This is a genomic window from Flagellimonas lutaonensis (assembly GCF_000963865.1).
In the GTDB taxonomy this organism is placed as follows: domain Bacteria; phylum Bacteroidota; class Bacteroidia; order Flavobacteriales; family Flavobacteriaceae; genus Flagellimonas_A; species Flagellimonas_A lutaonensis.
Genome location: NZ_CP011071.1, coordinates 3,039,667 through 3,064,618 on the forward strand (window position 1 = coordinate 3,039,667; position 24,952 = coordinate 3,064,618).

A 24,952-nucleotide genomic window follows, 5' to 3' on the forward strand; every position below is an offset into this window, starting at 1 on the left:
CACGTGTACTATAATTTACATTATGTAAAATAAAAGTGAAGGCTTTGATAGACGCTAAGGCACCTCTCTACATATGTTAGTAATGGTTCTTTATTTCACGTAGATATTGGGCAATGTCACTTTCCAATTGCTGAAAACGCTCGAATAAATGCTCGATGGTCTGCAACAGTTTATCGTCGCCCTTGGCACTGCGATTGGTCTTGGTCATCAATTCTTGTTGTTCGGCGGCCAACTCCTTTAGCCCTTGCTTTAACCTGCCCACCTGCAAAAAGCACTGATAATCCGTTGGTTCGCAACGGTACGAGTTCAATTGCTTCAAGTATTGGAAAACGATACTTTGGTTTCGCTCCAATTTCATCATCAATTGGTTCACATTTTTCTTTATGCTGTCTGAAGTACTGATCATGGCTGTAACTAAAACAAATTGCGATGTTGTGGTACAATTCCCTTTTAAAGTTACGAAATTTATTGACCTGAAGGACTTTAAAAAAGCGTTAAATTTTTTGAAAAGTGTTTGTTATCAACACATTAGAATGTCAAAAGCCCAAAAAATGGGCAGTGTTGCAGCGTTAAGGCGTCTTTTGGTCATTCGATATACTGGCAGAGCCCCTCGCCTGTGCCCTATGCGATTCGATTATAAGATGGACCTTTTCCAGTTTTTCCGAATACGGATTCTTTTTTATCGCGGCCAACAATCGCTGTCTGCGCCGCTCGGTGATGTCGAGGGTGTCAATGGTAAACCGTAGGGCATCGACATACCGCGCTACCTTTTGTTTAAGGCTATCTTGGGCAGCAGTGCCCACATGAAGGTTTTGATCAAAACGGGCCACATGCCTTTTGGGAAGTTTATCGCTATAGGTGGTGGCCTGTTGCTTGTTTTTCTGTGCATGGCCGGTACCCGCACATAAAAAACATATTAGGGCCGCCGCCCCGAAAATTCGGTATCGCTTCATTTTCAATGGCATACCTCGAACCATTAAATGTAGTCATTTAATTATAATGGTATCTAAAAAACAGCTTTACGCCCTCTTTGTCGATTATTTTTGCACGTAATCAATGACAAAACTCATTGATGTGATATATTTTATTTTCTAGTTTTGCGGTATGGAAATAAACTTTGAATACGACAATGTTGCCGCCAGTGAACGCCTTGAGGAAATGGTGGCCAAGAAGATCAATAAATTGCTGGATAAATATGATTTTATCGTCCGGGCCGATGTGTTTTTCGTTAAAGAAAACACCTCAGACCCTGAAAAGGGAAAAATCTGTAAAATACGCTTGAGCGTGCCCGGACCTCGTTTATTTGCAGAGGCCAGCCATAAGAATTTTGAGGCTTCCATCGCTGAAACCATTGACGAATTGGACCGCCAGCTACGGAAACGGAAGGAAAAAATGGCCCACAAATAGGCAGCCCTCGCTATTCGATTGGCTGCAATAGAGGTTTCATGCGCTGGTAACGCTTTAATTGGGGACGAGTAAGAATACCGTCCATTTCCGCAGTTTCCTGTTCATGAAGCAATGAGAGCATATGGGTTTTCTCAGAATCGGGAATATCCAAATTGCGGATTTTCTCGGCACGCGACAGGAATTCCGTCACTTTTTCTTCAAACAACCGAAGTTGGTCTTTATTCATGACCAATTGGGATTGGTACTTTCGAACAAGGTCTTTGGCCAGTTTTTCAATTTTATTGCCCGAATCGTCCTGCGAATAGGTTTCTTGCACAAGTATCAATTGTGATATGGCCAGGAAAAGCAAAAACATAAATTTTTTCATCTGATTTTTTTTTTACAAAGTAATCAATTCTGATGATTAGCACCGGCAATCACGGCCTTTTCAATGGTTCAAAGGGTGTTTTTCGATTCCTGAAATCGTATACGATTATTGTATCACAAAAATGGAACATACCGGTCATATAGACCGGTATGTTCTGACAACCAGTTGTTTAAATTAGTCATTTGTGGCCTCTAACGCCTCTTTTTTCAGCTCTTCGCTGGCGATGATGGCCAATTCAACCCTTCTGTTCTGTGCTTTGCCCTCGGCGGTCTCATTGGTAGCCTTGGGCTGTGTTTCGCCGTACCATTTTGTGGTAAAACGGCTTTTGTCTATGCCCTTGTTCACCAAATAATTGGTCACTGATTCGGCCCTTCTGCGCGACAGGTCCCAGTTGTACTCTTCAGGCCCGGCACTATCGGTATGGCCTTCGACCAAGATATTGGTCTTGGGGTATTCTTTCAATATTTCGGCCAATTTGTCCAATGTTTGTGCCGATGTGCCTTTAACACTCGATTTGTTGGTGTCAAAGTACACCCCGGCATCTTCGTTGAAGGTTACATTGATTCCCTCTCCTACCCGGGTCACTTCGGCACCCGGAATCTCTTCTTCGATGCGTTCTGCCTGTCGGTCCATGCGGTCACCGATGTAGCCACCGGCCGCACCACCCACCACGGCACCGATGATGGCACCAAGAGCGGTATTGCCCTTACCGACATTGTTTCCGATTACACCGCCCACCACGGCTCCGCCAGTGGCGCCGATGACGGCTCCTTTTTGCTTGTTGTTGGCATTTTTGGTGGCATTACAGCCAAGAATCAATCCAAATGCCAATAGTAATATGGTACTTTTTATAACTGTTTTTTTCATCATTCTTATTTTTTAGAAAATTCATACACTATGGTCACAGGTTCTCCATCGACCGTGACCTTCGATTTCAACGTCATGTGCTGTTCGGTAAGGTTGGCGATGTCAAGGCGATAGCCCACGCCACCCGAGATATCCTTCCGTTTTTCATCGATAAACTTAAACTGCAGCTGGCTCAAGCTGTTTTCGGGCTCGACCACCGACCATCGGAAGAAACGATCGCCACCGGCACAGAGGCTGCCATCGGCAATTGTGTACCGACCGGTACTGTTGTTGTCGCGAAAAAACCAATCGCTGCCCTCAAAACAGATATCGCGGGCGTCGTTGAAAATGACCGATTGAAAGTTGCCTGTGTTGTTCTCGTACGAAATGTTGTCCAACGTCCAAGAACCACTGAACAGGTTGCGCTGTGTTCTAGCCGATTTGCTGACCGAGCAGGACACGGTCAAAAATCCTACCGCCAGTAACATCAAGAATGTTCTCTTCATCATATGATTTGTTTTTAGTTTTGGAATTATATACGATGGGGCGAAGCAAAATGTCCGCGGCATGTGTTAAGCTGTTGTTAAATTGGACAAACGGATATGCCCCATTTCTTTGTTCGGAAATATAGAGAGCTGGTAAAGAAATGATTGTTGTGAACGATGCAATCATTGACCCATTTGCGCGATACAGAATTTTAATAGCCCACCAACTGCAGCAGGGCCGCTTCAAAGCGCTTCTTTGGCAAATAGTTTTCTTCTAGGCTTTTGGCAAAGGGCACCGGTGTTTCAAGGCTGCCAACCCTTTTTATGGGTCCATCGAGATACTCAAAACAATTTTCGGTGACCATGGCCGAGATGTCACTGGCAATACCGCCAAAAAGGGTATCCTCTTGCAATATGATCAATTTGCCCGTTTTCTTAACCGAAGAAAAAATGGCTTCGCTATCAAGGGGCTGCAAGGTTCGTAAATCGATAAGGTCTGCCTGTATTTCTGGATGTTTGTCAAGGGTTTCCAAAGCCCAATGTACTCCGGCACCATAGCTTACAATGGTAATTTGCCCTCCTTGGCGCAGCAGATTGGCCTTGCCTAACGGCAAGGTGTAGTACCCCTTCGGAACATCGCCATAAACGCTCCGGTATAGCCCTTTGTGCTCAAAGAACATAACGGGATTGGGGTCGTTGATGGCCGTGGTGAGCAGGCCTTTGGCATCTGCTGGAAATGCCGGGTAAACCACTTTTAGTCCTGGTGTTTTGGTGAACCACGCCTCGTTGGTCTGCGAGTGAAAGGGTCCGGCCCCCACCCCACCCCCGCAAGGCATTCGTAGCACCACATCGGCCGCTTGCCCCCAACGGTAATGTACCTTGGCCAGATAATTGACAATGGGGTTGAAGCCTGAACTCACAAAATCGGCAAATTGCATCTCGACCACCGACTTCATACCGTTTATCGACAGCCCCATGGCCGCAGAGACAATGATCGATTCACAAATAGGCGTATTGCGTACCCTGCTTCGGCCAAATTCTTTGACAAAGCCTTCGGTGACCTTGAAAACGCCCCCATATTCGGCAATGTCTTGCCCCATGATGATGAGTTCGTTGTGCTGCCGCATCGATTCGCGCAACCCATCTGAAACAGCATCTACAAATCGAATGTTTTGAATCTCTTTTAAAGGTGCAACTTCTTGATATATAAAATCTTTATACACATCACCTAACTCTTTTGTTTCACCAAATTGGGTTGGTGGTTCCTCAAAGGCCAATGCTAGGTTTTCGTCAATTTCATGGATGATTTCCTTTTTGATGGCCGCCTCATTTTCTTCGGTCAGAATGTTTTCTTTGCGCAGAAATTCAACATAGTTTTCCAAGGGGTCTTTGGCCGCCCATTTTTGCATGAGCGCCCTAGGCACATATTTGGTGCCGCTGGCCTCTTCGTGCCCGCGCATACGAAAGGTCTTGAACTCAAGCAATACAGGCCTGGGACGTTTGCGAAGCGACTTGCACAGTTCGTTGACCTTGGTATAGACTTCGAGTATGTTGTTGCCGTCGATGATACGCGACTCCATTCCGTACCCTCTGGCCCTATCGGCCAAGTGTTCGCAGTTGTACTGCTCGTTGGTGGGTGTCGAAAGGCCGTAGCCGTTGTTCTCTATGCAGAAAAGAACCGGAAGGCTCCATACCGAGGCCACGTTCAGCGCCTCATGAAAATCACCTTCACTGGTGGCCCCTTCGCCCGTAAAAACGGCGGTCACCCTTTTCTTTCTGCGCAACATATCGGCCAGGGCAATGCCATCGGCAACACCCAACTGTGGCCCTAGGTGCGAGATCATGCCCACAATCTTGTATTCTTGGGTGCCGAAATGAAAACTACGGTCGCGGCCATTGGTAAAACCACCGGGTTTGCCCTGCCATTGCGCAAATAACCGTTTCAGGGGTACGTTGCGGGTGGTAAAGACCCCAAGGTTGCGGTGCATGGGCAAAATATACTCGTCGTCTTTCAAGGCACTGGTAACACCCACCGAAATGGCTTCTTGGCCAATGCCGCTGAACCATTTCGAAATTTTGCCCTGACGCAGTAGAACGAGCATCTTTTCTTCTATCATTCGGGGCTTCAGCATTTTGGCGTACAAAGACAGCAAGATCTCTGTATCTAAATGGCCGGCATGGTATCTCATAGGGTCTTATATGCTGGGGTAAATGTAGTAAAAAGGGCCATTTCAAACATCAAAATCCTACGGAGGTTGTCTAAGATTATGTATCTTTGGCCTGATAAAAAAACGACTATGAGTGCGATTCCCAGTGTAGATTTAAAGGATTTCGTGTCGGGCGATCCGCAGCGGAAACAAAAGTTTACCGAAGAGATCGGCGGTGCTTTTGAAAACATTGGTTTTGTGGCCCTGAGCGGACATTTTTTGTCCGATGAGTTGGTCGACCAGTTGTACGACGAGGTGAAAAAATTCTTTGCCCTGCCCCAAGAGGTCAAAGACAAGTACGAGATCGAGGGCATTGGCGGGCAGCGGGGGTACACCTCGTTCGGAAAAGAACATGCCAAGGGCCGGAAAGAGGGTGATTTGAAAGAATTTTGGCATTTTGGCCAATACGTTGAAGACGACCCGAAGCTCGAGGCCGAATACCCCGACAATGTGCACGTGGAAGAGTTGCCAGCGTTCAACGAGGTTGGCAAGGAAGCCTATAAAATGTTGGAAAAAACTGCCCAGTATGTACTAAGGGCCTTGGCACTTCACCTCGGACTTGAGGAATATTATTTTGATAAATGGATCAAGAACGGCAACTCGATTCTGCGGCCCATCCACTACCCGCCCATTACCGAAGAGCCCAAAAACGCTGTTCGGGCCGCGGCCCATGGCGACATCAACCTGATTACCCTCTTGATGGGCGCACATGGCAAGGGGCTGCAGGTCAAGAACCACAAAGGGGAATGGGTAGATGCCATTGCCCGTCCAGACCAGTTGATGATCAACGTGGGCGATATGCTCTCGAGGTTGAGCAACAACAAATTGAAATCGACCATACACCGAGTGGTAAACCCACCGCGCGAACTTTGGGGCACCTCGAGGTATTCGATTCCCTTTTTCATGCATCCGATCAGCGAGATGCCGCTCAATTGCCTTGAGAACTGCATTGACGAAGACCATCCGAAACTGTATCCAGACATTACCGCCGGTGAGTTCTTGCACGAGCGATTGATTGAACTGGGATTGATAAAAGGGTGAGCGAATGGACCTTCAAGATCAGTTGAAGAACCTTTTTCCAAATCACGTTACGGAAGAAAACCCTTCCGAAGCACCCAAAAAACCAGAATTTTGGCTGCAAGACGACCCCATTATCTGTAAGTATGAAAAGCGCAAGGGCAAGCCAGTGACCATTTTGGAAGGCTACCACGGAGCTGATGCTGATTTCAAAAAATTGGCAAAAGCATTGAAGTCATACCTAAGTGTTGGGGGCAATTATAAAAATGAACAGATCATCATTCAGGGCGACTATCGCGACAAGATCATGGCGTTTCTTACCGGGCACGGGTTTAAAGTGAAGCGCGTGGGCGGTTAAAAACGCATTTTTGCACCGAAAAAATGGGGTTGCGTGAAAAAGTGTTAAATTATTGATTGGTTATCAATGTTTTAGAAATTTTATTTTCGTTTTTTTTTTTGAAACACTACATTTATAGATTCTAACCAACGAATAACTACTCTGAAAATGAAATCGCTGTTGCACATTACCAATGGGGACAGTTTTACAGAAAAGTTGAAGTCCCTGCCCCTGAAGGGAGACATCATCACATGGCGCGAGATGCTATGCGAAGGCAAAACGCTCAGCACTGTGGGCAGTGAATCGTTTTGGAAAACGCGATTCGACTTTCTGCACAAAAATTACAAGGTCAGCAAGTCTTGGTTTGTAGAAAAAACACTGAAAGAATATCGGTCGCTGTGCAACCATCGCCAGCAAGACCGGATCGTACTTTGGTTCGAATACGACCTTTTTTGCCAAATCAACATGTTGGCGGTGCTCAGCTGGCTGAAAACCCATAGAAGGCATGCCGAGATTTCATTGGTCTGCAGTGGAAAAGTGGAGGGTTCTGATAGGTTTTATGGCCTAAGTGAGTTGAACGACGAGCAGCTAATGGACCTGTACGAAAAGCGCACGATCCTTACACAAGATGATATCGAATACGCCGACTATGTATGGCAATTGTACTGCAGCGACAACCCCATTCGACTTGAGAACCTGTTGGATTTTGAGGAGGACTTTCAGTTTGAATACCTCTCAGATGCCATCAGGGCGCACTTGAAGCGTTTTCCGGCCATCAAGGACGGTGTAAACGTCTTGGAGCGGAAAGTGCTGGAGACCGCCGACAAGGGCAAGTTTTCATCGCGTAGGGAACTGTTGGGCGGGGTCTTGCAGCAAAACGACATTTACGGTTATGGCGATACACAATACGACCGCATAATTACCACGTTGAGGCCGCTTTTTTCTTCTTTCAACCCTGTGCGGCTCACCAAAAAGGGGAAACAGGTCTTGCAAGAACAGACCAACCTTTATGCGCAGTTGCGCGATAATGAATCATATTTGGGCGGGGCGCTCAAGTATAACTTTCTTTACAACACGGCCACTGACCGGATCTTAAAATTATAATATGGCGTTCAGCGCTTCTGAGTTGATACTGAATGCCGATGGCAGTATCTATCATTTGAACCTGCATCCTGATGATATTGCAGATACCATCATGGTCGTCGGCGACCCAGACCGGGTTCCTGCCATTTCAAGACACTTTGACTCCATAGAGGTCAAAAAGACAAAACGTGAATTCGTTACCCATACGGGCCATCTGGGCGGTAGGCGCTTTACCGTACTCTCTACCGGAATCGGTACGGGCAATATCGATATTGTGCTGAATGAATTGGACGCTTTGGCCAACATCGATTTCAAGACCGGGGAAATAAAAGAAGCAAAGAAATCACTGGACATCATCAGAATTGGTACTTGTGGAGGTCTGCAGCCCGATATTCCTGTGGATACCTTTTTGCTCAGCAAAACGGGCATTGGCTTGGACGGGCTATTGCATTTCTACGATTGTGAAGATATTCAAAACCAGGGTTTGAGGGATGAAATCGAGGCAAAATTCGATTTTGGAACCAGTGGTATTCGACCCTACGTGGTTGATGCGAGCAAAAAATTGATGGCAAGGTTCGATGAAAATCGTATACGATTTGGAATGACCCTCACCAACATAGGTTTTTACGGGCCCCAAGGCCGAAACCTGCGCATAGCGCCCAGGTTTGAGAACTTGGTGGGCTCTTTGGCACAGTTCGATTTCGAAGGGCGCCAAATCACCAATCTTGAAATGGAAACAGCCGCCATTTACGGTTTGGCGCGTTTGCTCGGGCACCAGGCCCTTTCGCTCAACGTGGTTTTGGCCAATCGTATGAACGGACAGTTTTCTACGAAGCCTGGAGAGTCCATCAACAGGCTCATCGAATTTAGTTTAGAGCATATAACAGCCTCATAATTGTTGTTTGAAATGAAGAAAGTTCGTGTGGTCGGGGTGCCCGAACATTTTAATCTGCCCTGGCATATGGCCCTGGAAGAAGGGGCTTTTGAAGACCGTGGCATTGAACTGGAATGGACGGATATACCCGAAGGTACCGGTCGCATGGCCGATATGCTGGCCAAGGGCGAAACCGACCTGGCCATTATCTTGACCGAGGGGGTCATCAAGGCCATTTCTGACGGAAACCCGTCGATGATCCTGCAAGAGTACATAGGCTCTCCCCTACTCTGGGGCATCCACGTAGGCGCCGACAGCTATTTTAAAGCCCTCTCAGAGCTCAAAAACACAAAAGCGGCCATCAGTAGGTTTGGAAGCGGAAGCCATCTCATGGCCTTTGTAAATGCCCAGAACAATGGGTGGGACACTTCTAGATTACAGTTTGAGGTCGTCAACAATCTAGAGGGGGCCGTAGAAGCCTTGACGCAGGGCAGCGCCGATTATTTTATGTGGGAGCACTTTACCACCAAACCCCTTGTGGACCAAGGAATTTTCAGGCGATTGGGCGACTGCCCTACCCCGTGGCCCTGTTTTGTGGTCGCCGCAACGAAATCCTTTGTTGCAAAAGACCCCGCGCCCGCGCGCCATGTGCTTGAGGTCATCAACAATTATACTGCAGAGTTTGCCAGCATACCAAGCATCAACCGCACCCTGGCCAACCGATACGGCCAAAAGGTGTCCGATATCGACCAATGGCTCGCGCAAACCCAGTGGAGCCAGCGGCCATTGGCCCGTAAAACTTTTGATAAAGTACAGCAGACTTTGCTGCAATTGAATTTGATAAACGAAAAAAAGGACTACGCCCACTGTGTGCGGGAATAATACTTGTCAAATACTTGCGCAATTATGGACTATGCCTTCGTTTCCTCTAAAAAACCAGGATAGTATTTATTTATCACCCGCTGGAATTGCTCATCTGAAAGTGGTTTGGCCAACACCTCTCTAACCGAGGTAAATTCGCTTGCCTTCCTTGCAATCTCCTCACTGCTGTGAATCGACAATACCATTAAGTTTACACGGCTTTTTTGTTCATCAGTGAATTCTTTCTCGTACACTTCCAAAAATTGCCATCCATCCATTACCGGCATTTCAATGTCAAGTACCAAAAGACAGTTGCCAAACATGGGGTCTTCGAGATGTACCCTTAAAAAATCCAGGGCTTCTTCACCGTTCTCGGCCGTATTGACCTCAAGTTCCGGGGTTAGACTTTGCAAAAAGAGCTTGTTCAAAAAAATGGTAGTTTCATCATCATCCACCATCAATACTGAGTTTAGTTCGGTTTGGATCATTTTGAATCAAGTTGTTTCTCTAGCAAACGTAGGTATTTTCGGAATATTTTGTAATACTACCAATTTATTTTTTCCTTACCCATCCTTTCCAGTAATTCATTGGTCTTGCTAAAGTGTTGGTTGCCAAACCAAAGCCCCCTATTGGCGCTCAGTGGAGAGGGATGACCGGAGGTCAAGATATGGTGCTTTCTTTGGTCTATCAGTCTGGACTTTTTCTTGGCAAAACCGCCCCATAAAAGAAAAACGACTCCCTCAAGGTGTTCGGATATCGATTGGATGACCGCGTCGGTAAAGGTTTCCCATCCTTTGTTCTGATGACTGCCCGCCTGATGCGCACGCACTGTCAATACCGCATTGAGCAAGAGCACCCCTTGGTCGGCCCAGCGCTCAAGATTGCCACTTTTAGGGTAAGGCACGCCAACATCGACCTTGATCTCTTTGAAGATGTTGACGAGCGAGGGAGGGTGTGGCACCCCATCCTTGACGGAGAAACAAAGGCCATTGGCCTGATTGGGGCCATGGTAGGGATCTTGCCCGATAATGACCACTTTGGTTTCGTGAAACGGGCAGTGATCAAACGCGGCAAAAATGTCCTTCCCCTTGGGGTAGCAGGTGTGCGAACGGTATTCTTGCTTGACAAAGTTGGCCAGTTGCTGAAAATAGGGCTTTTCAAATTCGGGCTGTAAACGGGTTTTCCAACTGGGGTCTATGTTGACGTTCATCGGGTAATTTTATGGTACAAAAGTAAACTTTGCGGTAATTTTTGGTGAAGTATTCCGAAAATCGAATATTTTCGGAACTGATTTCAGTACGTGAACCATGCAAGTAGACTACAAAATCAGATACCTCAAAAAGTTGTTCCCGCTGCGCATCAGTCGTGGTGTGCGTGACGGACAGCACAATTTGTTCGTTTCGGTGCGTGATGGTGGCCATACGGGATGGGGCGAGACCTCGCCCGGAGCCAGTGAGGGCGCTGAGACCGCGGAGGAAGCACAATCACAACTGGAAGCCTTTCTGAAAGACGGCACCAACCTGCAATCGGTGTTTGAAACCTACGATGCCGCCCTCGAGGCCAAAGTGGCACCCTGTGCCCTTGCTGCACTGGATATGGCCCTATGGGATCTTTTGGCCAAAAAGGCCGACATGCCGCTATATAGGTTGCTGGGATTTCCCAAGCCCTCAAAACCCACTTCCATAACGCTCGGTATCATGTCGCCCGAAGAGGCCCGTGGGCGCTTACCGCTGATTTTGGAAAATATGCACATAAAGACCCTTAAAGTGAAGCTGGGCAGCAATGACGGTATTGAGGCAGACAAGGCCCTGTACGAAGAAGTGTTGGCATACCACAAGAAATATCCGATATCGATTCGGGTAGATGCCAACGGTGGTTGGAATTTGGAAGAAGCCCACCATATGATGAAATGGTTGGCCGAGCGACATTGTGAGTATGTTGAGCAACCACTTAAAGAAGGACTTGAAAATGAGCTACCTTTCCTACACAAAAACAGGCCATTGCCCATTTTCGTGGACGAATCGTGCCGGTTTGCTACCGATATTCCCAAGTGGGCCCATAGCGTTGACGGGGTCAACATGAAATTGATGAAGTGTGGGGGCATCACAGGTGCTTTGCGCATTATTGCCACGGCAAATGCCTTTGGTTTGAAGACAATGATCGGCTGTATGGGCGAAACCTCCATTTCCATTGCTGCTGGGGCTGCGGTTTCCGGCATGTTGGACCATATTGACCTTGATTCGCACTTGAACCTGAATCCCGACCCCTGTATCGGCGCACCTTTGGTGAATGGAATCACAATGCCACAAGAGGTGCCCGGCCATGGAGGGGGATTCAAGAAGTAGAAATTTGAAATGCGAAACACGAAATAACTATCCCCTTGAGGAGACAATCAAAAACCATGCTTTTGACAGGGCTGTTATGTCTAATTAAGTAATTTATGTTCAATAGAGACCAAAAAATAGCCATTTATATGGAGGGCGCGCTCGACAACGATTCGGGCAAGATGGGATTCGGGCTCATGCGCTTCTCAAAACACCCCATAGTCTGTGTAATCGACTCCAAATATGCAGGAAAAACGGTAGAGGAAGCCGTGGGATTATCGTATACGATTCCAGTTGTATCCTCTGTAAATGAGGCCATTGCCATGGAGGCAGAAATCATGGTTCTTGGCATCGCCCCCAGCGGCGGAAAATTTCCCGATGAATGGGACAAACCGGTTTCACTGGCCTTAAAATCTGGACTTTCTTTGATTAATGGTCTGCATGATGACCTCAATTCGAGGTTTGGACACCTATTGAAAAACAACAAGATTTGGGATGTCCGAAAACCAAAGTCAAACTACCCCATTGCCACGGGCAAAGCGGCCGAATTGAACAATAAAAGGGTGCTGATGGTGGGTACCGATATGGCCGCCGGCAAGATGACGGCCGGACTCGAACTGTACACTGCCCTCCGAAAGCGCGGTACCAGCGTGGGTTTTGTGCCCACCGGTCAAATCGGCATCACCCTAATGGGCAATGGTATTCCACTGGACGCGGTAAAAGTGGACCAGGCTGCTGGAGCTGTGGAACAGGCAGTGCTCGAAGAGGCGGATAAAGATATTGTCATTATCGAGGGCCAGGGATCATTGGCCCACCCCGGCAGCACCGCTACCCTACCCTTGTTGCGTGGCTCACAGGCCACACATTTGATTTTGTGCCATAAGGCCTTCCACAGCCATTTGCGGTATCCTGTCTCACATGTACCGATTCCCCCGTTGGATGAGTTCATAAAATTGAACGAAGCCGTAGCCCATGTGTGTGGTTCGCTGCAGCCTGCAAAAACAGTTGGCGTTGCCTTGAACACAAGTGGCATGACCGATAAGGAAGCAAAGGCGAAAATCGAAGAAACACAGGGGTTGACAGGACTTCCTACGACAGATGTCATACGTTTTGGGGTCGAGGTGTTGACCGACGCCGTGCTAAAAGAATAAAGGCGTGCAAGTGTAAATTTATAGTGGCCTTAAAGAAAGGGTCAAAACAAAATAATTATGGAATATTTCAGAATTTACGTCATTGTATGTTTTTTCATGATGTTGGGCTGTACCTCTTCAGATGATGGTTGGACACCCCTTTTCAATGGTGAAAACCTTGAGGGATGGCATGTGTATGGGGCAGAAAATTCCCTTGATGGTTGGTTCGTGGAAGACGGAGTGTTGGTCTTCGACTATCAATTGAAAAAAGGAGGCAGTTCAAACTTGGTGACCGATGAAAAATTCACAAATTTTGAGCTTTCTTTCGAATGGATGGTTTCTGAGCATGGCAATTCCGGGGTTTTCTGGGGCGTCGTTGAAAACGACGAATATGAGCACCCCTACCAGACCGGTCCAGAGATACAGATCTTGGATGACGGTTGGACAGCCTATGTGGAAGGCCGTGGCGATACCCACAGGGCCGGATCGTTGTACGGGCTTATGGCGCCCTCTAAAATCGTTAGTAGGCCAGCCGGGGAATGGAACCACTACCTTTTGCACATCGACCACGAAGAAAACATCGGGTTTTTAAAATTCAATGGGCAGGAGGTGTTGCGGTTTCCCGTACACGGACCTGATTGGAAGGCACTCATTGCCGGTTCCGGTTTTGCAGATTGGCCTGGGTTTGGCAAGGCCAGAACCGGGCATATCAGCCTACAGGAATATGGGGGCAAGTTGGCCTTCAGAAATATTAAGATCAAGGTCTTGCCATAAACTGATGCCTTGTTTTCAAATGGATGAACATCCCTCAGCTTCTTTCATAAGCTATAAATCTTATAAACAATTTTCATAAGTTTTTAAGCTTATAAAATATTTTTATAAGTCTTTAAACTTATATTTTGTATCTTTGTGTCATGAAGTATGCAGTCATATCGGGTGACGTGGTAGCTTTCACCAGTCTTTCCAACGTGCAGAAAGAGGCGTTAGAGGCCCGTTTGCGGGCCTTGAACATTACCTTGGCCATGCAGTTCAACACCTATTCAAGGTTGGTCAAGGGAGATTATTGGGAATGTGTGGTGCCACAACCTGCCGATGCCCTTACCGTGGCACTTTTGGCGAAAAGTTGGGTAAAGGCCTTCACGGTAAACCCCGGGCAAAACCAAGCGCGTTTAAAAAGTTTTGAGACCTATGGCATACGTTTGGCCATCGGGTACGGCCCTTTACAGCGCTTTGACCCAGAGCGGGGCATCATCGATGGGGAGGCCATTTACCTATCGGGGCGCAAGATAGGTGAAGAGGGAACCCATGGCAAAGAGCGGGTGGTCATTAAAAACACCCTGTTCTTTGTATCGGGCAACCCCCTGCTTGATCAAGAGATGGAACCGCTAATGGCCCTGCTCGACCATACCATCAACAAGGCCACCGAAAAGCAGAGCTTGGTTTTATACCATAAATTGTTGGGTAAGAGCGAAAACGAGATTGCCGACGAGCTGGGCATTTCACAATCGTCGGTGAACCAACATTCGACCAGTTTGGGGTGGAATGCCATTGAAAAAGCTGTAACTTTCTTCCGTCAAAAAATGTCTTCGTTATAAAGACTTGGGCTGTCAGGTCGTTCCGATAACTGTAGTGAGCAGTCGAGACCCAGACCATATATTGATTTTAAGGCTCCTAGTTGCTACTTCGACACTACGGCTTTGCGCAGCGCAGGCAAGCTCAGTGTGACAGCTAGCAGTAACAGCTACTGATTTATTGACCAAAGCTGATCGATGAACAAACGTTTAACCGACAAGTAAAAACATAACTGCCAATTTCAATGACTTTTACACAACTCTTGCTCGTACAACTATTGGCCCACATCTTGACCGATTTTACCTTTCAATCGTACCAACAGGCAAAAGACAAGAACGAAAAAGGCTTTAAGAGCAAGTTCTTGAAATGGCACATTCTCATCATGTTCTTGAGCTCGTGGATTTTATCTTTCCAATGGAAATTTGTGTTCGCATCGCTATTCATAGCCCTCACCCATTGGCTGGTCGATGGTCTTAAGCCCTATTTGAACCAGAACAAGTGGCTGGGTAAGTATGCCTTCTTCATCGATCAAGGGCTGCATCTCTTTTTTCTGGCCATTTCAGTGGTTGTCTACGATAAATGGTTCGCCCTTGAACCTATAATCGACATGCCCCTATCTGAAAAATGGTTGGCCATTGTGTTGGTCTTTGTGTTCTGCGGAAAAACTTGCAATGTGTTCATAAAAGAAATATTCCAATTCTTCGATATCAAGGTGGGCAACACCGAGGATTTGCCAAATGCGGGCCGCTTGATCGGCCTGACCGAACGGTGGTTGATACTGGTCTTTGTATTTATCAACCAGTTTGCGGCGGTAGGGTTTTTACTGGCCTCAAAGTCAATCCTCCGATATAAAAGTGAACAGGAAGAAGGGTTCAACAAGACCGAATACGTGCTTATTGGCACCTTGTTGAGCTTTGGTCTGGGCATTGGTTCGGCCATATTGGTGCAATTGCTATTTTGGTAAGCAACCCTGCCCGACGAAACACATCTTAAACCAAAAAAGCATGTTCCGCATTAAAAAATTCCTGCTACCGCTCCTCTTTTTGACTGCTGCCTGTTCCAATGATGACGGTGGCGATACCGATGAGTTCAATTTTTATCAAGATGCCACCATAACGGTAAACGATGCCAACTTTGCCGTCATCGAATCTGGGGAAAACCTCGTTTTTGAGTACTTTTTCAGGGCTGATGACAACCCACAGATTGCAGACGATGAATATGCAGAGCGAATTATTTTTGAGGTGGATGCAGCGGCCGAACAATTCTCTTTTTCAGATGCGGAACTTACTGCTGCCAATACCTTTTTTGACAAATATTGTTTTTGCTTTATAGAAGGCAGCATTCCCATCGAATCGGGCACCATTTCGGGGCGCAAGTTCAGTTCGAGCACTTGGCAAGTGTCGATTGACATTAGGTTCACCGAATTCGAAGAACAATCACGAACCATTTCCGGTGTATTTAAGCGCACCACCCGCCCATAGAGGGTGGTTTCTGTAACAGTTGGCTATCTTTGTTGGCCATAAGAGAAAGATGCTGCAGATCAACCAAAAAACACTTCAAGATTTAGAATTTCCCACGGTGTTGGACCACCTATCGGCACGGTGCAATACCGAATTGGGCAAAAAGTCGGTGGCCAAGATAGCGCCCATTGCCGATCAAGAAGCCTTGTTGGGGGCACTGGGGCAGACCTCAGAATACCTTACTTCGTTTAGCAACGACAACCGTATTCCCAACCATGGTTTTGACGCCATAAACGACGATTTAAAATTGTTGAAGATTGAAAATGCGGTCTTGGAGGTTTCCGGATTTAGAAGGATAGCCGCCCTTTGCGATACGGTACTCGTACACAAGAGGTTCTTGAAAAAGTTTAAGGAGTATTATCCGCTGCTCTTCAAATTGTCGGATGCCTTGGATGAAAACAAGGCCATTTCCGAAGAAATTGCCAAGGTCATCGACAAGTTTGGTGAAATACGCGATGATGCTTCGGCGGAATTAAAGCACATCCGCCAACAGATCAACGAGGTGCGCTCTAAAATCAATTCAAGCTTCAACGGTGCCCTGCAACGCTATCAAGCCGCTGACTTTTTGGACGAAATCCGTGAGTCGGTGGTCGAGAACCGGCGGGTCTTGGCCGTAAAGGCGATGCACCGCAAAAAAGTAAGGGGTACCGTCATGGGCAGCTCAAAGACGGGAAGCATCGTCTACATTATTCCCGAAGCTACCTTGGGCCATACCCGAGAGCTGACCAACCTTGAGTACGACGAAAAAGAGGAGTTACGGCGAATATTACGAGAACTGGCCAATTTTATCAGGCCATTTGCACCCTTGTTATCGGATTACCAAGACTATTTGACGAACATCGATATAACGGCGGCCAAGGCAAAATACGCCGCTGAAATGAACGCCGTGCTGCCTGGCATCAATCAAGAAAGGCAGTTGTACCTTAAAGATGCTTACCACCCCCTGCTCTATTTGACCAACAAGCGCAAAAATGAAAAGACCTGGCCGCAGACCATAGAATTGCACCCCGAAAACCGTATTATCGTTATCTCGGGCCCCAATGCAGGTGGTAAGAGCATCACGTTGAAGACAATTGGATTGCTTCAAGTAATGCTTCAATCCGGACTTCTAATCCCAGTTCATGAAAGAAGTTCGGTTTGTTTGTTCGATAAGATTCTGACCGATATCGGCGACAACCAAAGTATCGAGAACCATTTGAGCACCTATAGCTATCGGCTCAAGAACATGCAGCGATTTTTAAAGAAATGCGATGACCGCACCCTGTTTTTGATCGATGAGTTCGGTACCGGTAGCGATCCAGAGTTGGGGGGTGCCTTGGCCGAAGCGTTTCTAGAGGTGTTTTATGAGCGCGGTGCCTACGGAGTCATTACCACGCACTATGCCAACCTCAAATTGCTGGCCAACGAATTGCCGCACATGACCAATGCCAACATGCAGTTCGACGGCCGCACCCTGGAACCCACTTTTAAACTGGTCTTGGGCGAGGCAGGCAGCTCGTTTACCTTTGAAGTGGCCCAGAAAAACGGCATTCCCTATAGCCTCATCAACAAGGCCAAGAAAAAGATAGACCGGGGCAAGGTACGGTTCGATGCCACTATCTCAAAACTGCAGAAACAGCGCAATCGAATGGAAAAGACCGGTTCGCGCCTGCAGGAAGAAGAAAGCAAGGCCCGTGAAGAGGCCAAACGACTCGAAGAACTGAACGCAAAGATCAAGACCAAGCTAGAGAACTACCAAGAGCTCTACGACCATAACCAGCGCATGGTGCATCTGGGAAACAAGGTCAACGATGCCGCCGAGAAATACTTCTTGGACGGTAAAAAGCGCCCATTGATCTCTGAACTGCTTCGTATTGTCGAGACCGAGAACAGCAAGCGCAAAAAAACCAACGCTAAGCAGGCAAAGGCCAAAAAGGCCGTAAAAAAGCAGGTGGCCCAAGAATTGGAGAAAAAGATTGTGGAAGTCAGAAAAGAGAAAAAGGAGAAAAGGAAAAAGGCCCTCCAGCAAGAAAAATCCAAACCTAGACCAGTGTTTAAAGTTGGCGATCGCGTGCGTTTATTTGATGGAAAAGCTGTTGGGACTATTGATAAATTAGAAAAAAATAAAGCCGTAGTGAACTACGGCCTTTTTACCACAAATGTTGGTGTGGAACAATTAGAATTGGTGGAAGCTAAAACAAAATAACAGCCGACATCAAGTTGTTGAACCCAACCTGAGCGGCCGACTGTATTTGTTATTTTAATCTGGTAAATCTAAAATGAGCTTGAATACCTTTGGTGAATTTTAATGTATCAAGTCTAGCCTCATTAATTTTCAAAGTATTTAACTTAATTTCCTTTATGCCGCCAGCATCTCCTAAACTTACACTGCCAAGAAAACCATTGTAATCTGCTAATTCGCCAGAGCATTCAATAAAATCTATTGCTTGATTAGGTCTATATGGTTTAAAAGTATAATTGTGATCTTTTACGGTATATGATCTGGTTTTGCGAACTTCTACAAAATCCTCTTCTTTTCTGTCCCATGTTTTACCATCATCAATTCCATTATTATTAATATCTAAGCGTTCACCGCCAACCCACATCTTTACTCTTAGTTTTCCAAATACTTCGGTGTCTGTTAATTGGCTACCAGTTATTTTAAGAATTTCTGCATAATATTCAGGGTATGCCAAATCACAGTTTCTAACTTGATATTCTGTTGCTAAAACTACTCTAGCTGCTGGAAAACCTTGTTTTACATAACTCAATTTATAGGCCAATGGAGCTCCTGGAGAATCTTTAGAATAATTACCACCTTCTGCAATAAAATCATATATTTTAGAAAGACTATCATCACCTATAGTTTGTGCAGCACTCGCTCCAGAACCACCGATTATAATTGCTTTGATACTCGACTTTTCCAAAATTTCTTTTGAATCAACGTCAAGTTCAAAATCTCCTTCTCTCTTGCCAGCATCTATTGCAGCATCAAATGCAGATTTTATTTCTGATATACTAGATTCAGATTCTATAGTATACAAAACCATCCGACCATAAGTTACCGAAGAAACATATACTGGATTAGTAGCGCCCAAGCTTTCAATACTTGGCAGACTGGTAAACAAATCACTCGGAGATTTACCTGGGGAATCCAAATCCAAGGTAAAATATTTTTGAATGAATTTAAGCACATACTTTTTCTTAATCGTTGTGGAATTAAAATCAAAACTGCCCGAAATATCCTTGGTTTTGTCCCGATAATTAGCACCAAGTGCTATGGCCAACTGTTGTTCCGAATATACTTGAGACTCCTCTACAACAAGTTGAGCGGGCGTGGCACCTGTAACCTCTCGGTTTAATAACTCATTAATACCTTGTCGCACCTCGCTAAGATTATTGGGGTTATCAATAGTTACACTTGGGCTTCCGTCAATATTGCTCAACGAAATAGACATAGTAATAGGCGACCTATCTGCATTAATTCTTGAATATTCGCCGGTTGGTATGGTTTCTCCTTTTAACATGGCACCTGGATATATTACATCAGTAGTTGGATCAAGTGTAAACAGTTCATTAAACCCAGGAGCACCTTCATATGTTTTTGTAAAACATTCCAAGGTTGTGTTTTCTGAGTCACGTTCAGGTTCAGTCGAATTAGTCTCCGCTATAGGAGATTCATTAGGCTGATTAAAAGCACTTAGATTAGCAACCGCAGCATTAAAATCTAATGCATCATTGTTAGAAAAATTAGGTTGTTCTGCCCCTGGTTCTACTTCATCTTTGCTACAGCTGCTACATGCAACTAATAATAAACATAGAACAGACACATAAAGTGTAATTCTGAAAAATGATTGATTTGATTTCATAATTTCTAGTTTTTAAGATTCAACACCCCAAAACTAGAAGCGCATCGAGCCCAGTCCTAATTTTCGGCATGGACAAAGTATGGACAGCTTGTATGGATTTTAACAAATCGCCCTATGGACAAGCCACAATTTTAATAAGTCTTTATTTCTAGTTAAAGTCAATATTTTCAGTGGGTTTCAGCCTATAAGCACCCTTGTCCTAGCCTTATATTTTATGGACTTTTTATGGACAATTGATTTTGAACTGAGCCAATTTGGTTTTAATAGTCTGCTTCTATTTAGTACCTTGATCCAATAACATATATAGTTTATGAAATCTAAATCAACACTACTTTGTATTTGTTTACTTCAATTCTTCTTTACCTATAGTCAAAATCAAAAATATATTGACAGTTTAAAAACAGAATTAAAAAAAGAATCAACTAATGATTCTATTAAAGTAGTATTGCTAACTATGCTTCACGAGAAGCTAATGTTTTCTAAGCCAGAAATAGCAAAAAAATATGCCGATCAGGAGATTGATATTTATAAAAGAACAGGTTCTGAATTTGCTTATGGCCTGGGAAATTTGCACATCGGAGATTATTTCTATAATAAAAGCATGAACGACACTGCTTTATATCATTACCAATTGGCCAAAACTTCTTTTAAAAAAAATAACAAGACTCGTGGTTTAATATTTGTAGATTTTACTTTAGGAGATATTTATAAATCTCAAGGCGATTATGAAAGTGCACTTCAAATATTTACAAATAGTCTCATTGAAATTGAACAAAATATAAAAGATGAACCTTATAAGAGTCAATTTCTTGCCTCTTCTCACCTATCCATCGGATCATGCTATTTTGAAAAAGGAGATTTAAATCTAGCGCTAAAAGAATCTATTATTGCAGTGGGCTATTTTGAAAAGATTAATGATGAACTAAGAACAGCCGACACTTACAAACAATTAGGAGATATTGAAACTAAATTAAATCATCATTCATTTGCTATTGATTATTACAGCAAAGCCCGAGAGCTTTATAAAAAAAACAATGATAATATTTATGAAGCAAATACCATAATTTCAATTGGAGCAGTTTATTTATTACAAGGCAACTTGACCAAAGCTGAAAACTTTTATCTAGCAGGTATTGATCTTTCAAGAAAATTTAATCTGAAGGGATCCTTATCAAGCGCTTTAATTGATTATGGCGAGATTTTAACCAATAAAGGTGATTTGAATGAAGCCGAAAATGCTTTAAGCGAAGCTAATAGTATTGCTGCCAAAGAACAACTTACCATACAATCCATTCAATCATTAGAAGGATTAAGCAAATTAGACCTACGAAGAAATAAATTTCAATCCGCACTTCGACATATAAATGAAGCCATAGAAATTGGAACTCGTAGTGGAGCAGTTATAACACTCGAAGGTCTCTATGAAGTAAAATCGAAAATACTTGAAAAAACAGGAGATCATAAGAATGCCATAAGTTTCCTTAGAGAATCATTTGCTATTCAGGATAGTATAAGTTCTGTAGAAAAGATTAGACAAGTAGAAGAATTGAAAACAATTTACGAAACCGAAAAAAAAGAAGCAGCGATAGCTCTGCAGGAAGAAGAAATCAAAACCCTAAATGAAAAAGCCAAAGTCGATAAACTCACCAAGGGTCTCTATGCCGGGGGCATGGCCTCTGCCCTAGCCCTATTTGGACTCTCTGTATTTGGGTACCGCCAGCGTATCAAAAAGAATCGGATCGCCCGTGAAAAGCAAGAGGAAATTTACAAGCAAGAAATTGCCCATAAGAAAAAGGAACTGGCCAGCCAGACCCTGCATTTGGTGCAGAAAAACACTTTTTTGGAAGAGCTGAAGGAAAATTTGGAGAACCTCAAAAGTTCGCCTGACAAGTTCAAAATGGAGTTTCGTCGTATTGTAATGTTGTTGAAAAAGGAAAAGGCCTCCGACAAGGACTGGGAGACCTTTAAAACCTACTTTTCAGAGGTACACAACGACTTTGACCAGAAGTTAAAGACGCTCTATGCCGATATTTCTGAAAAGGAAATACGTTTGGCGGCCTTTTTACGGATGAACCTGACCACCAAAGAGATCGCAACCACTATGAACGTCTTGCCCGACAGCATTCTTAAATCAAAATACCGGCTCAAGAAGAAATTAGGGCTAAACAAAGAGACCGATTTGACTGAGTTCTTAAACACCTTGTAACATTTGGGTATTACTTCTTATTTGTGGCTCTTTAGGGCCCCATTTAGTCATTTCGAAATGAGCGGAGCGATTGAGAAATATCCAGAATGGTTAGATTTCCCATCCCGAATAGCCATGGGGGCGTTCGAAATGACATTTCTGGTTGTCTGCTGTATCTTTGCAACATAGATTAAATGGATTCCGCCGTAGTCTATCCTGAGCGTAGTCGATGGGCGGGAATGACAAAAAAACGGAGGACTCCCTCCTTCGAGGGAATGAAAAAATGGAAAGCAATAAAAAAATAATCTTATTCGATGGGGTCTGCAACCTCTGCAACGGCGCCGTGCAATTTGTCATCAAGCGTGACAAAAAAGATGTGTTCCGGTATGCGGCATTGCAAAGCGAAGTGGGCCAAAACCTGTTGGAAGCACGAAACATCGATACTTCCAAAATCGATTCCATCATTCTAATAGAGCCTGGGGTAGCCTTTTACACCAAATCGGATGCCACTCTTGAAATCGCCCGCGAATTTGGGGGTGTTTGGCGCTTGTTGCTTGTTTTTCAATGGATTCCGGGTTCAATCCGAAATATCATATACGATTTTGTGGCCCGTAACCGCTACCGTTGGTTCGGCAAAAAAGAGCAGTGTATGGTGCCTACCCCAGAACTACAGGCCAAATTTTTGCAATGACTATCCCAAAGGGCACGTTTACTCGATCATCGGCCCCATTGCATCATTCCTTCTTTTAAAAAACGGTTTTTGCAGATAGGTTTGGATGAAATCTAAATCGAACTATTATGAAAAAGCTCGTATTTCTGTTGCTTGCCCTTCCGTTTTTGTTACATGCTAACGATTCAAAGATTCCATCCAAGATCAAAGAGGTCACGGTGTACCTCAGTGGGGCCCAAATTACCCGAAAGGCCAATTGCCCGCTAAAAGAGGGCATCAACAAGGTGGTCTTTACCGGACTTTCGCCCAAAATAGACGAGAGCAGCATTCAAGTCTCGGGGCTTCAAGCGGTCTCCATCCTATCCATGGCCTACGACATCAATTATCTCGATAGATCGGAAAGCCATCCAGATACTGAAAAGTGGACCTCCCAAATAGAAGCCTTGCAAGCCCAAACAGCTTTCCTCAAGAACCATATTTTGGGCCTCGAGGAAGAAGAGCGGGTCATCAACACCAATCGTTTGGTAAGCACAGACAATCAGGCACTGAACCTTGAAAAAGTAAAGGAAATCAGCCAGTACTACCGTCAGCGCATAACCGCCATCAAGAATGAGGTGTTCGAGACCAACCAGAAGATTAAAGACCTGCAAGAAGAAATCAATAGGCTGCAACGACAGCTCAACGAACTGAACAACACGCCAGAGGAAGAACAGGGCGAGCTAACGATCTCGTTTGATGCCCCCATGCCCACCCAGTTGAACCTGACCCTTTCATACATGGTAAAAGAAGCAGGTTGGGTGCCCAATTACGATATCAAATCATCTGCCCTGAATGCACCGTTGAACCTTGCCTACAAGGCACATGTGTACCAAAAAACAGGCAAGGATTGGAACAATGTAAAGGTGATACTCTCTACGGCGACCCCAGCCCACAACATATCAAAGCCCGATCTGCAAGCCCATTATTTGAATTTTGTCAATGCCTATGCGCGAAGGCATTCGCCCACCGCTACTAAAAAAGGGTATGCCTTTAACCCCAGTGTCAAGAAAGTGGTGGGTACGGTGACCGATGCTTCGGGCCTGCCACTGCCCGGGGCAAATGTGGTAATTGAGGGTACTACAAAAGGCACCCAAACCGATTTTGATGGCAATTATTCCCTAGAGGTGCCCTATGGGCAAAGTTTGTTGTTTTCGTATCTCGGTCAAAAAGATGTAAGAATACCCATTTACGCATCCATCATCAATGTGGGTATGGAAGAGGATGCCAATACCCTCGAAGAAATGGTGGTCACTGCTTTGGGTGCTAAGCGCGAGGTAGGTTTGGGCTATGCTGTTTCTGCCGTAAACCCTGAAAAGCTTCTCCAAGGTAAGACAGCAGGCGTTAATATAAGAGGGTTTTCGGGGGACTTTAGAAATTCAAAAGTTGAACAACCGAGACCTCTTTATATCATTGACGGAGTGCCTGTGGAAGGTTTTGTGGAAGGCGATCTTGATGCCAGTGAAGTACAGAATATGGAAGTCTTAAAAGGAGAAAGTGCCACGGCCGTTTACGGTACACGCGGAAGCAACGGTGTGGTTGTGATCACAACTAAAAAGAGTACCATCAGGCAAGACGTGTCGAACACCCAATTCGTGATCAAAAAGCCCTATTCCATCGTTTCTGATGGCGATATTACGGCCATTGAGATCAACACCTTTAAACTGCCAGCCAACTACGAGTATTTTGCCGCGCCCATTGTAAACGAAAACGTGTTCTTGACGGCCCGCTTCAAAGACTGGGAAAAACACCAGCTGTTGCCTGGCGAGGCCAATATCTATTTTGAAGGCACCTATGCGGGCAAAACGGTTTTGGACCCCTACACCACCAAAAAAGAGATGGTATTGTCATTGGGCTTGGAACCGAACATTACAGTGACCCGAAAACAGCAGCGAAACTTCAAGAGCAAGTCGTTTACAGGAAGCAATCGCATTCTGAACCGCACCTATGACCTGGAAGTAAAGAATAACAAGAACGTGGCCGTCAACCTGAAGCTGATCGACCGTATTCCTTTGTCGCAAAACAAAGAGATCAAGGTGGAGGATATTGTAACCAATTCGGCGGAATATGATAAAAAGAAGGGATTGTTGAGTTGGACAATGGATTTACAGCCAAAAGAAAGCAGAAAAGAAAGCTTCTCGTTTCAGGTGAAATACCCAAGGGGCAAGTACATATCTCTCTAG

25 protein-coding genes are annotated in these 24,952 nt (G+C 45.1%); 16 read left to right on the forward strand and 9 right to left on the reverse strand.

Annotation, left to right across the window (positions count from 1 at the left end; translation table 11 throughout):
- Positions 1-76: 76 nt before the first annotated feature.
- Together VC82_RS14060 and VC82_RS14065 are read right to left on the reverse strand one after the other, a co-directional pair.
- The gene (locus VC82_RS14060; RefSeq protein ID WP_045802923.1) at positions 77-406 is read right to left on the reverse strand and encodes a hypothetical protein; all 330 of its coding nucleotides are present in this window, start codon (positions 404-406) and stop codon (positions 77-79) included.
- Positions 407-569: 163 nt separating this feature from the next.
- Positions 570-953: a hypothetical protein gene (locus tag VC82_RS14065; RefSeq protein ID WP_157518148.1), complete on the reverse strand. Its 384-nt coding sequence runs from the start codon at positions 951-953 to the stop codon at positions 570-572.
- Positions 954-1,104: 151 nt separating this feature from the next.
- Here VC82_RS14065 and hpf point away from each other — a divergent pair, with 151 nt between their 5' ends.
- Positions 1,105-1,407, forward strand: a complete 303-nt coding sequence (gene hpf / locus VC82_RS14070) for a ribosome hibernation-promoting factor, HPF/YfiA family (protein WP_045802925.1) — start codon at positions 1,105-1,107, stop codon at positions 1,405-1,407.
- 10 nt (positions 1,408-1,417) lie between these two features.
- On the opposite strand, the gene VC82_RS14075 is transcribed toward hpf, so the two are convergent.
- The 4 genes from VC82_RS14075 to VC82_RS14090 form a co-directional block, all read right to left on the reverse strand.
- The gene (locus VC82_RS14075; RefSeq protein WP_045802926.1) at positions 1,418-1,774 is read right to left on the reverse strand and encodes a hypothetical protein; all 357 of its coding nucleotides are present in this window, start codon (positions 1,772-1,774) and stop codon (positions 1,418-1,420) included.
- Positions 1,775-1,948: 174 nt separating this feature from the next.
- Positions 1,949-2,641: a YiaD family glycine zipper/OmpA-like lipoprotein gene (locus tag VC82_RS14080; protein WP_045803484.1), complete on the reverse strand. Its 693-nt coding sequence runs from the start codon at positions 2,639-2,641 to the stop codon at positions 1,949-1,951.
- 5 nt (positions 2,642-2,646) lie between these two features.
- Positions 2,647-3,129 carry a lipocalin-like domain-containing protein gene (locus tag VC82_RS14085; RefSeq protein WP_045802927.1) on the reverse strand — a complete coding sequence of 161 codons (483 nt, stop codon included), beginning with the start codon at positions 3,127-3,129 and terminating at the stop codon, positions 2,647-2,649.
- A gap of 188 nt (positions 3,130-3,317) precedes the next feature.
- Positions 3,318-5,294, reverse strand: a complete 1,977-nt coding sequence (locus VC82_RS14090) for an alpha-ketoacid dehydrogenase subunit alpha/beta (protein WP_045802928.1) — start codon at positions 5,292-5,294, stop codon at positions 3,318-3,320.
- A gap of 108 nt (positions 5,295-5,402) precedes the next feature.
- Here VC82_RS14090 and VC82_RS14095 point away from each other — a divergent pair, with 108 nt between their 5' ends.
- The 5 genes from VC82_RS14095 (at position 5,403) to VC82_RS14115 (ending at position 9,505) form a co-directional block, all read left to right on the forward strand.
- Positions 5,403-6,353 carry an isopenicillin N synthase family dioxygenase gene (locus VC82_RS14095; protein ID WP_045803485.1) on the forward strand — a complete coding sequence of 317 codons (951 nt, stop codon included), beginning with the start codon at positions 5,403-5,405 and terminating at the stop codon, positions 6,351-6,353.
- Between the two features lie 4 nt (positions 6,354-6,357).
- The gene (locus VC82_RS14100; protein WP_045802929.1) at positions 6,358-6,687 is read left to right on the forward strand and encodes a translation initiation factor; all 330 of its coding nucleotides are present in this window, start codon (positions 6,358-6,360) and stop codon (positions 6,685-6,687) included.
- A 147-nt stretch (positions 6,688-6,834) separates the two neighbouring features.
- Positions 6,835-7,770 (forward strand): DUF1835 domain-containing protein, encoded by a 936-nt coding sequence (locus VC82_RS14105; RefSeq protein ID WP_045802930.1) that lies wholly within the window; start codon positions 6,835-6,837, stop codon positions 7,768-7,770.
- 1 nt (position 7,771) lies between these two features.
- A complete protein-coding gene (locus VC82_RS14110; RefSeq protein ID WP_045802931.1) occupies positions 7,772-8,644 on the forward strand; it encodes a nucleoside phosphorylase in 873 nt (290 codons plus the stop codon).
- Between the two features lie 12 nt (positions 8,645-8,656).
- Complete coding sequence (locus tag VC82_RS14115) at positions 8,657-9,505, forward strand: substrate-binding domain-containing protein (RefSeq protein WP_045803486.1); 849 nt, start codon at positions 8,657-8,659, stop codon at positions 9,503-9,505.
- A gap of 29 nt (positions 9,506-9,534) precedes the next feature.
- Here the strand turns inward: VC82_RS14115 and VC82_RS14120 are convergent, their stop codons facing one another.
- A complete protein-coding gene (locus tag VC82_RS14120) occupies positions 9,535-9,972 on the reverse strand; it encodes a response regulator (RefSeq protein WP_045802932.1) in 438 nt (145 codons plus the stop codon).
- Between the two features lie 56 nt (positions 9,973-10,028).
- Positions 10,029-10,694 (reverse strand): uracil-DNA glycosylase, encoded by a 666-nt coding sequence (locus VC82_RS14125; RefSeq protein WP_045802933.1) that lies wholly within the window; start codon positions 10,692-10,694, stop codon positions 10,029-10,031.
- Positions 10,695-10,791: 97 nt separating this feature from the next.
- On the opposite strand from VC82_RS14125, the gene VC82_RS14130 reads away from it, so the two are divergent.
- The 7 genes from VC82_RS14130 (at position 10,792) to VC82_RS14160 (ending at position 18,215) form a co-directional block, all read left to right on the forward strand.
- Entirely contained in the window at positions 10,792-11,829 is a 1,038-nt protein-coding gene (locus tag VC82_RS14130) for a dipeptide epimerase (protein WP_045802934.1), read from the forward strand.
- A 95-nt stretch (positions 11,830-11,924) separates the two neighbouring features.
- Positions 11,925-12,959, forward strand: coding sequence for an N-acetyltransferase DgcN family protein (locus VC82_RS14135; protein WP_045802935.1), 1,035 nt, complete (start codon positions 11,925-11,927; stop codon positions 12,957-12,959).
- Between the two features lie 57 nt (positions 12,960-13,016).
- Positions 13,017-13,712, forward strand: coding sequence for a 3-keto-disaccharide hydrolase (locus VC82_RS14140; RefSeq protein WP_045802936.1), 696 nt, complete (start codon positions 13,017-13,019; stop codon positions 13,710-13,712).
- Between the two features lie 140 nt (positions 13,713-13,852).
- Entirely contained in the window at positions 13,853-14,533 is a 681-nt protein-coding gene (locus tag VC82_RS14145) for a sigma-70 family RNA polymerase sigma factor (protein ID WP_045802937.1), read from the forward strand.
- 221 nt (positions 14,534-14,754) lie between these two features.
- Positions 14,755-15,474 (forward strand): DUF3307 domain-containing protein, encoded by a 720-nt coding sequence (locus VC82_RS14150; RefSeq protein WP_045802938.1) that lies wholly within the window; start codon positions 14,755-14,757, stop codon positions 15,472-15,474.
- 40 nt (positions 15,475-15,514) lie between these two features.
- Complete coding sequence (locus tag VC82_RS14155; RefSeq protein ID WP_045802939.1) at positions 15,515-15,991, forward strand: hypothetical protein; 477 nt, start codon at positions 15,515-15,517, stop codon at positions 15,989-15,991.
- 49 nt (positions 15,992-16,040) lie between these two features.
- Positions 16,041-18,215, forward strand: a complete 2,175-nt coding sequence (locus VC82_RS14160; RefSeq protein WP_045802940.1) for an endonuclease MutS2 — start codon at positions 16,041-16,043, stop codon at positions 18,213-18,215.
- Positions 18,216-18,264: 49 nt separating this feature from the next.
- On the opposite strand, the gene VC82_RS14165 is transcribed toward VC82_RS14160, so the two are convergent.
- A complete protein-coding gene (locus VC82_RS14165) occupies positions 18,265-19,878 on the reverse strand; it encodes a thiol-activated cytolysin family protein (protein ID WP_045802941.1) in 1,614 nt (537 codons plus the stop codon).
- 310 nt (positions 19,879-20,188) lie between these two features.
- Here VC82_RS14165 and VC82_RS14170 point away from each other — a divergent pair, with 310 nt between their 5' ends.
- The 3 genes from VC82_RS14170 (at position 20,189) to VC82_RS14180 (ending at position 24,952) form a co-directional block, all read left to right on the forward strand.
- Positions 20,189-22,084 carry a tetratricopeptide repeat protein gene (locus tag VC82_RS14170; protein ID WP_045802942.1) on the forward strand — a complete coding sequence of 632 codons (1,896 nt, stop codon included), beginning with the start codon at positions 20,189-20,191 and terminating at the stop codon, positions 22,082-22,084.
- Between the two features lie 262 nt (positions 22,085-22,346).
- A complete protein-coding gene (locus VC82_RS14175; RefSeq protein WP_045802943.1) occupies positions 22,347-22,754 on the forward strand; it encodes a thiol-disulfide oxidoreductase DCC family protein in 408 nt (135 codons plus the stop codon).
- A gap of 107 nt (positions 22,755-22,861) precedes the next feature.
- Positions 22,862-24,952, forward strand: a complete 2,091-nt coding sequence (locus VC82_RS14180; protein WP_045802944.1) for a DUF4139 domain-containing protein — start codon at positions 22,862-22,864, stop codon at positions 24,950-24,952.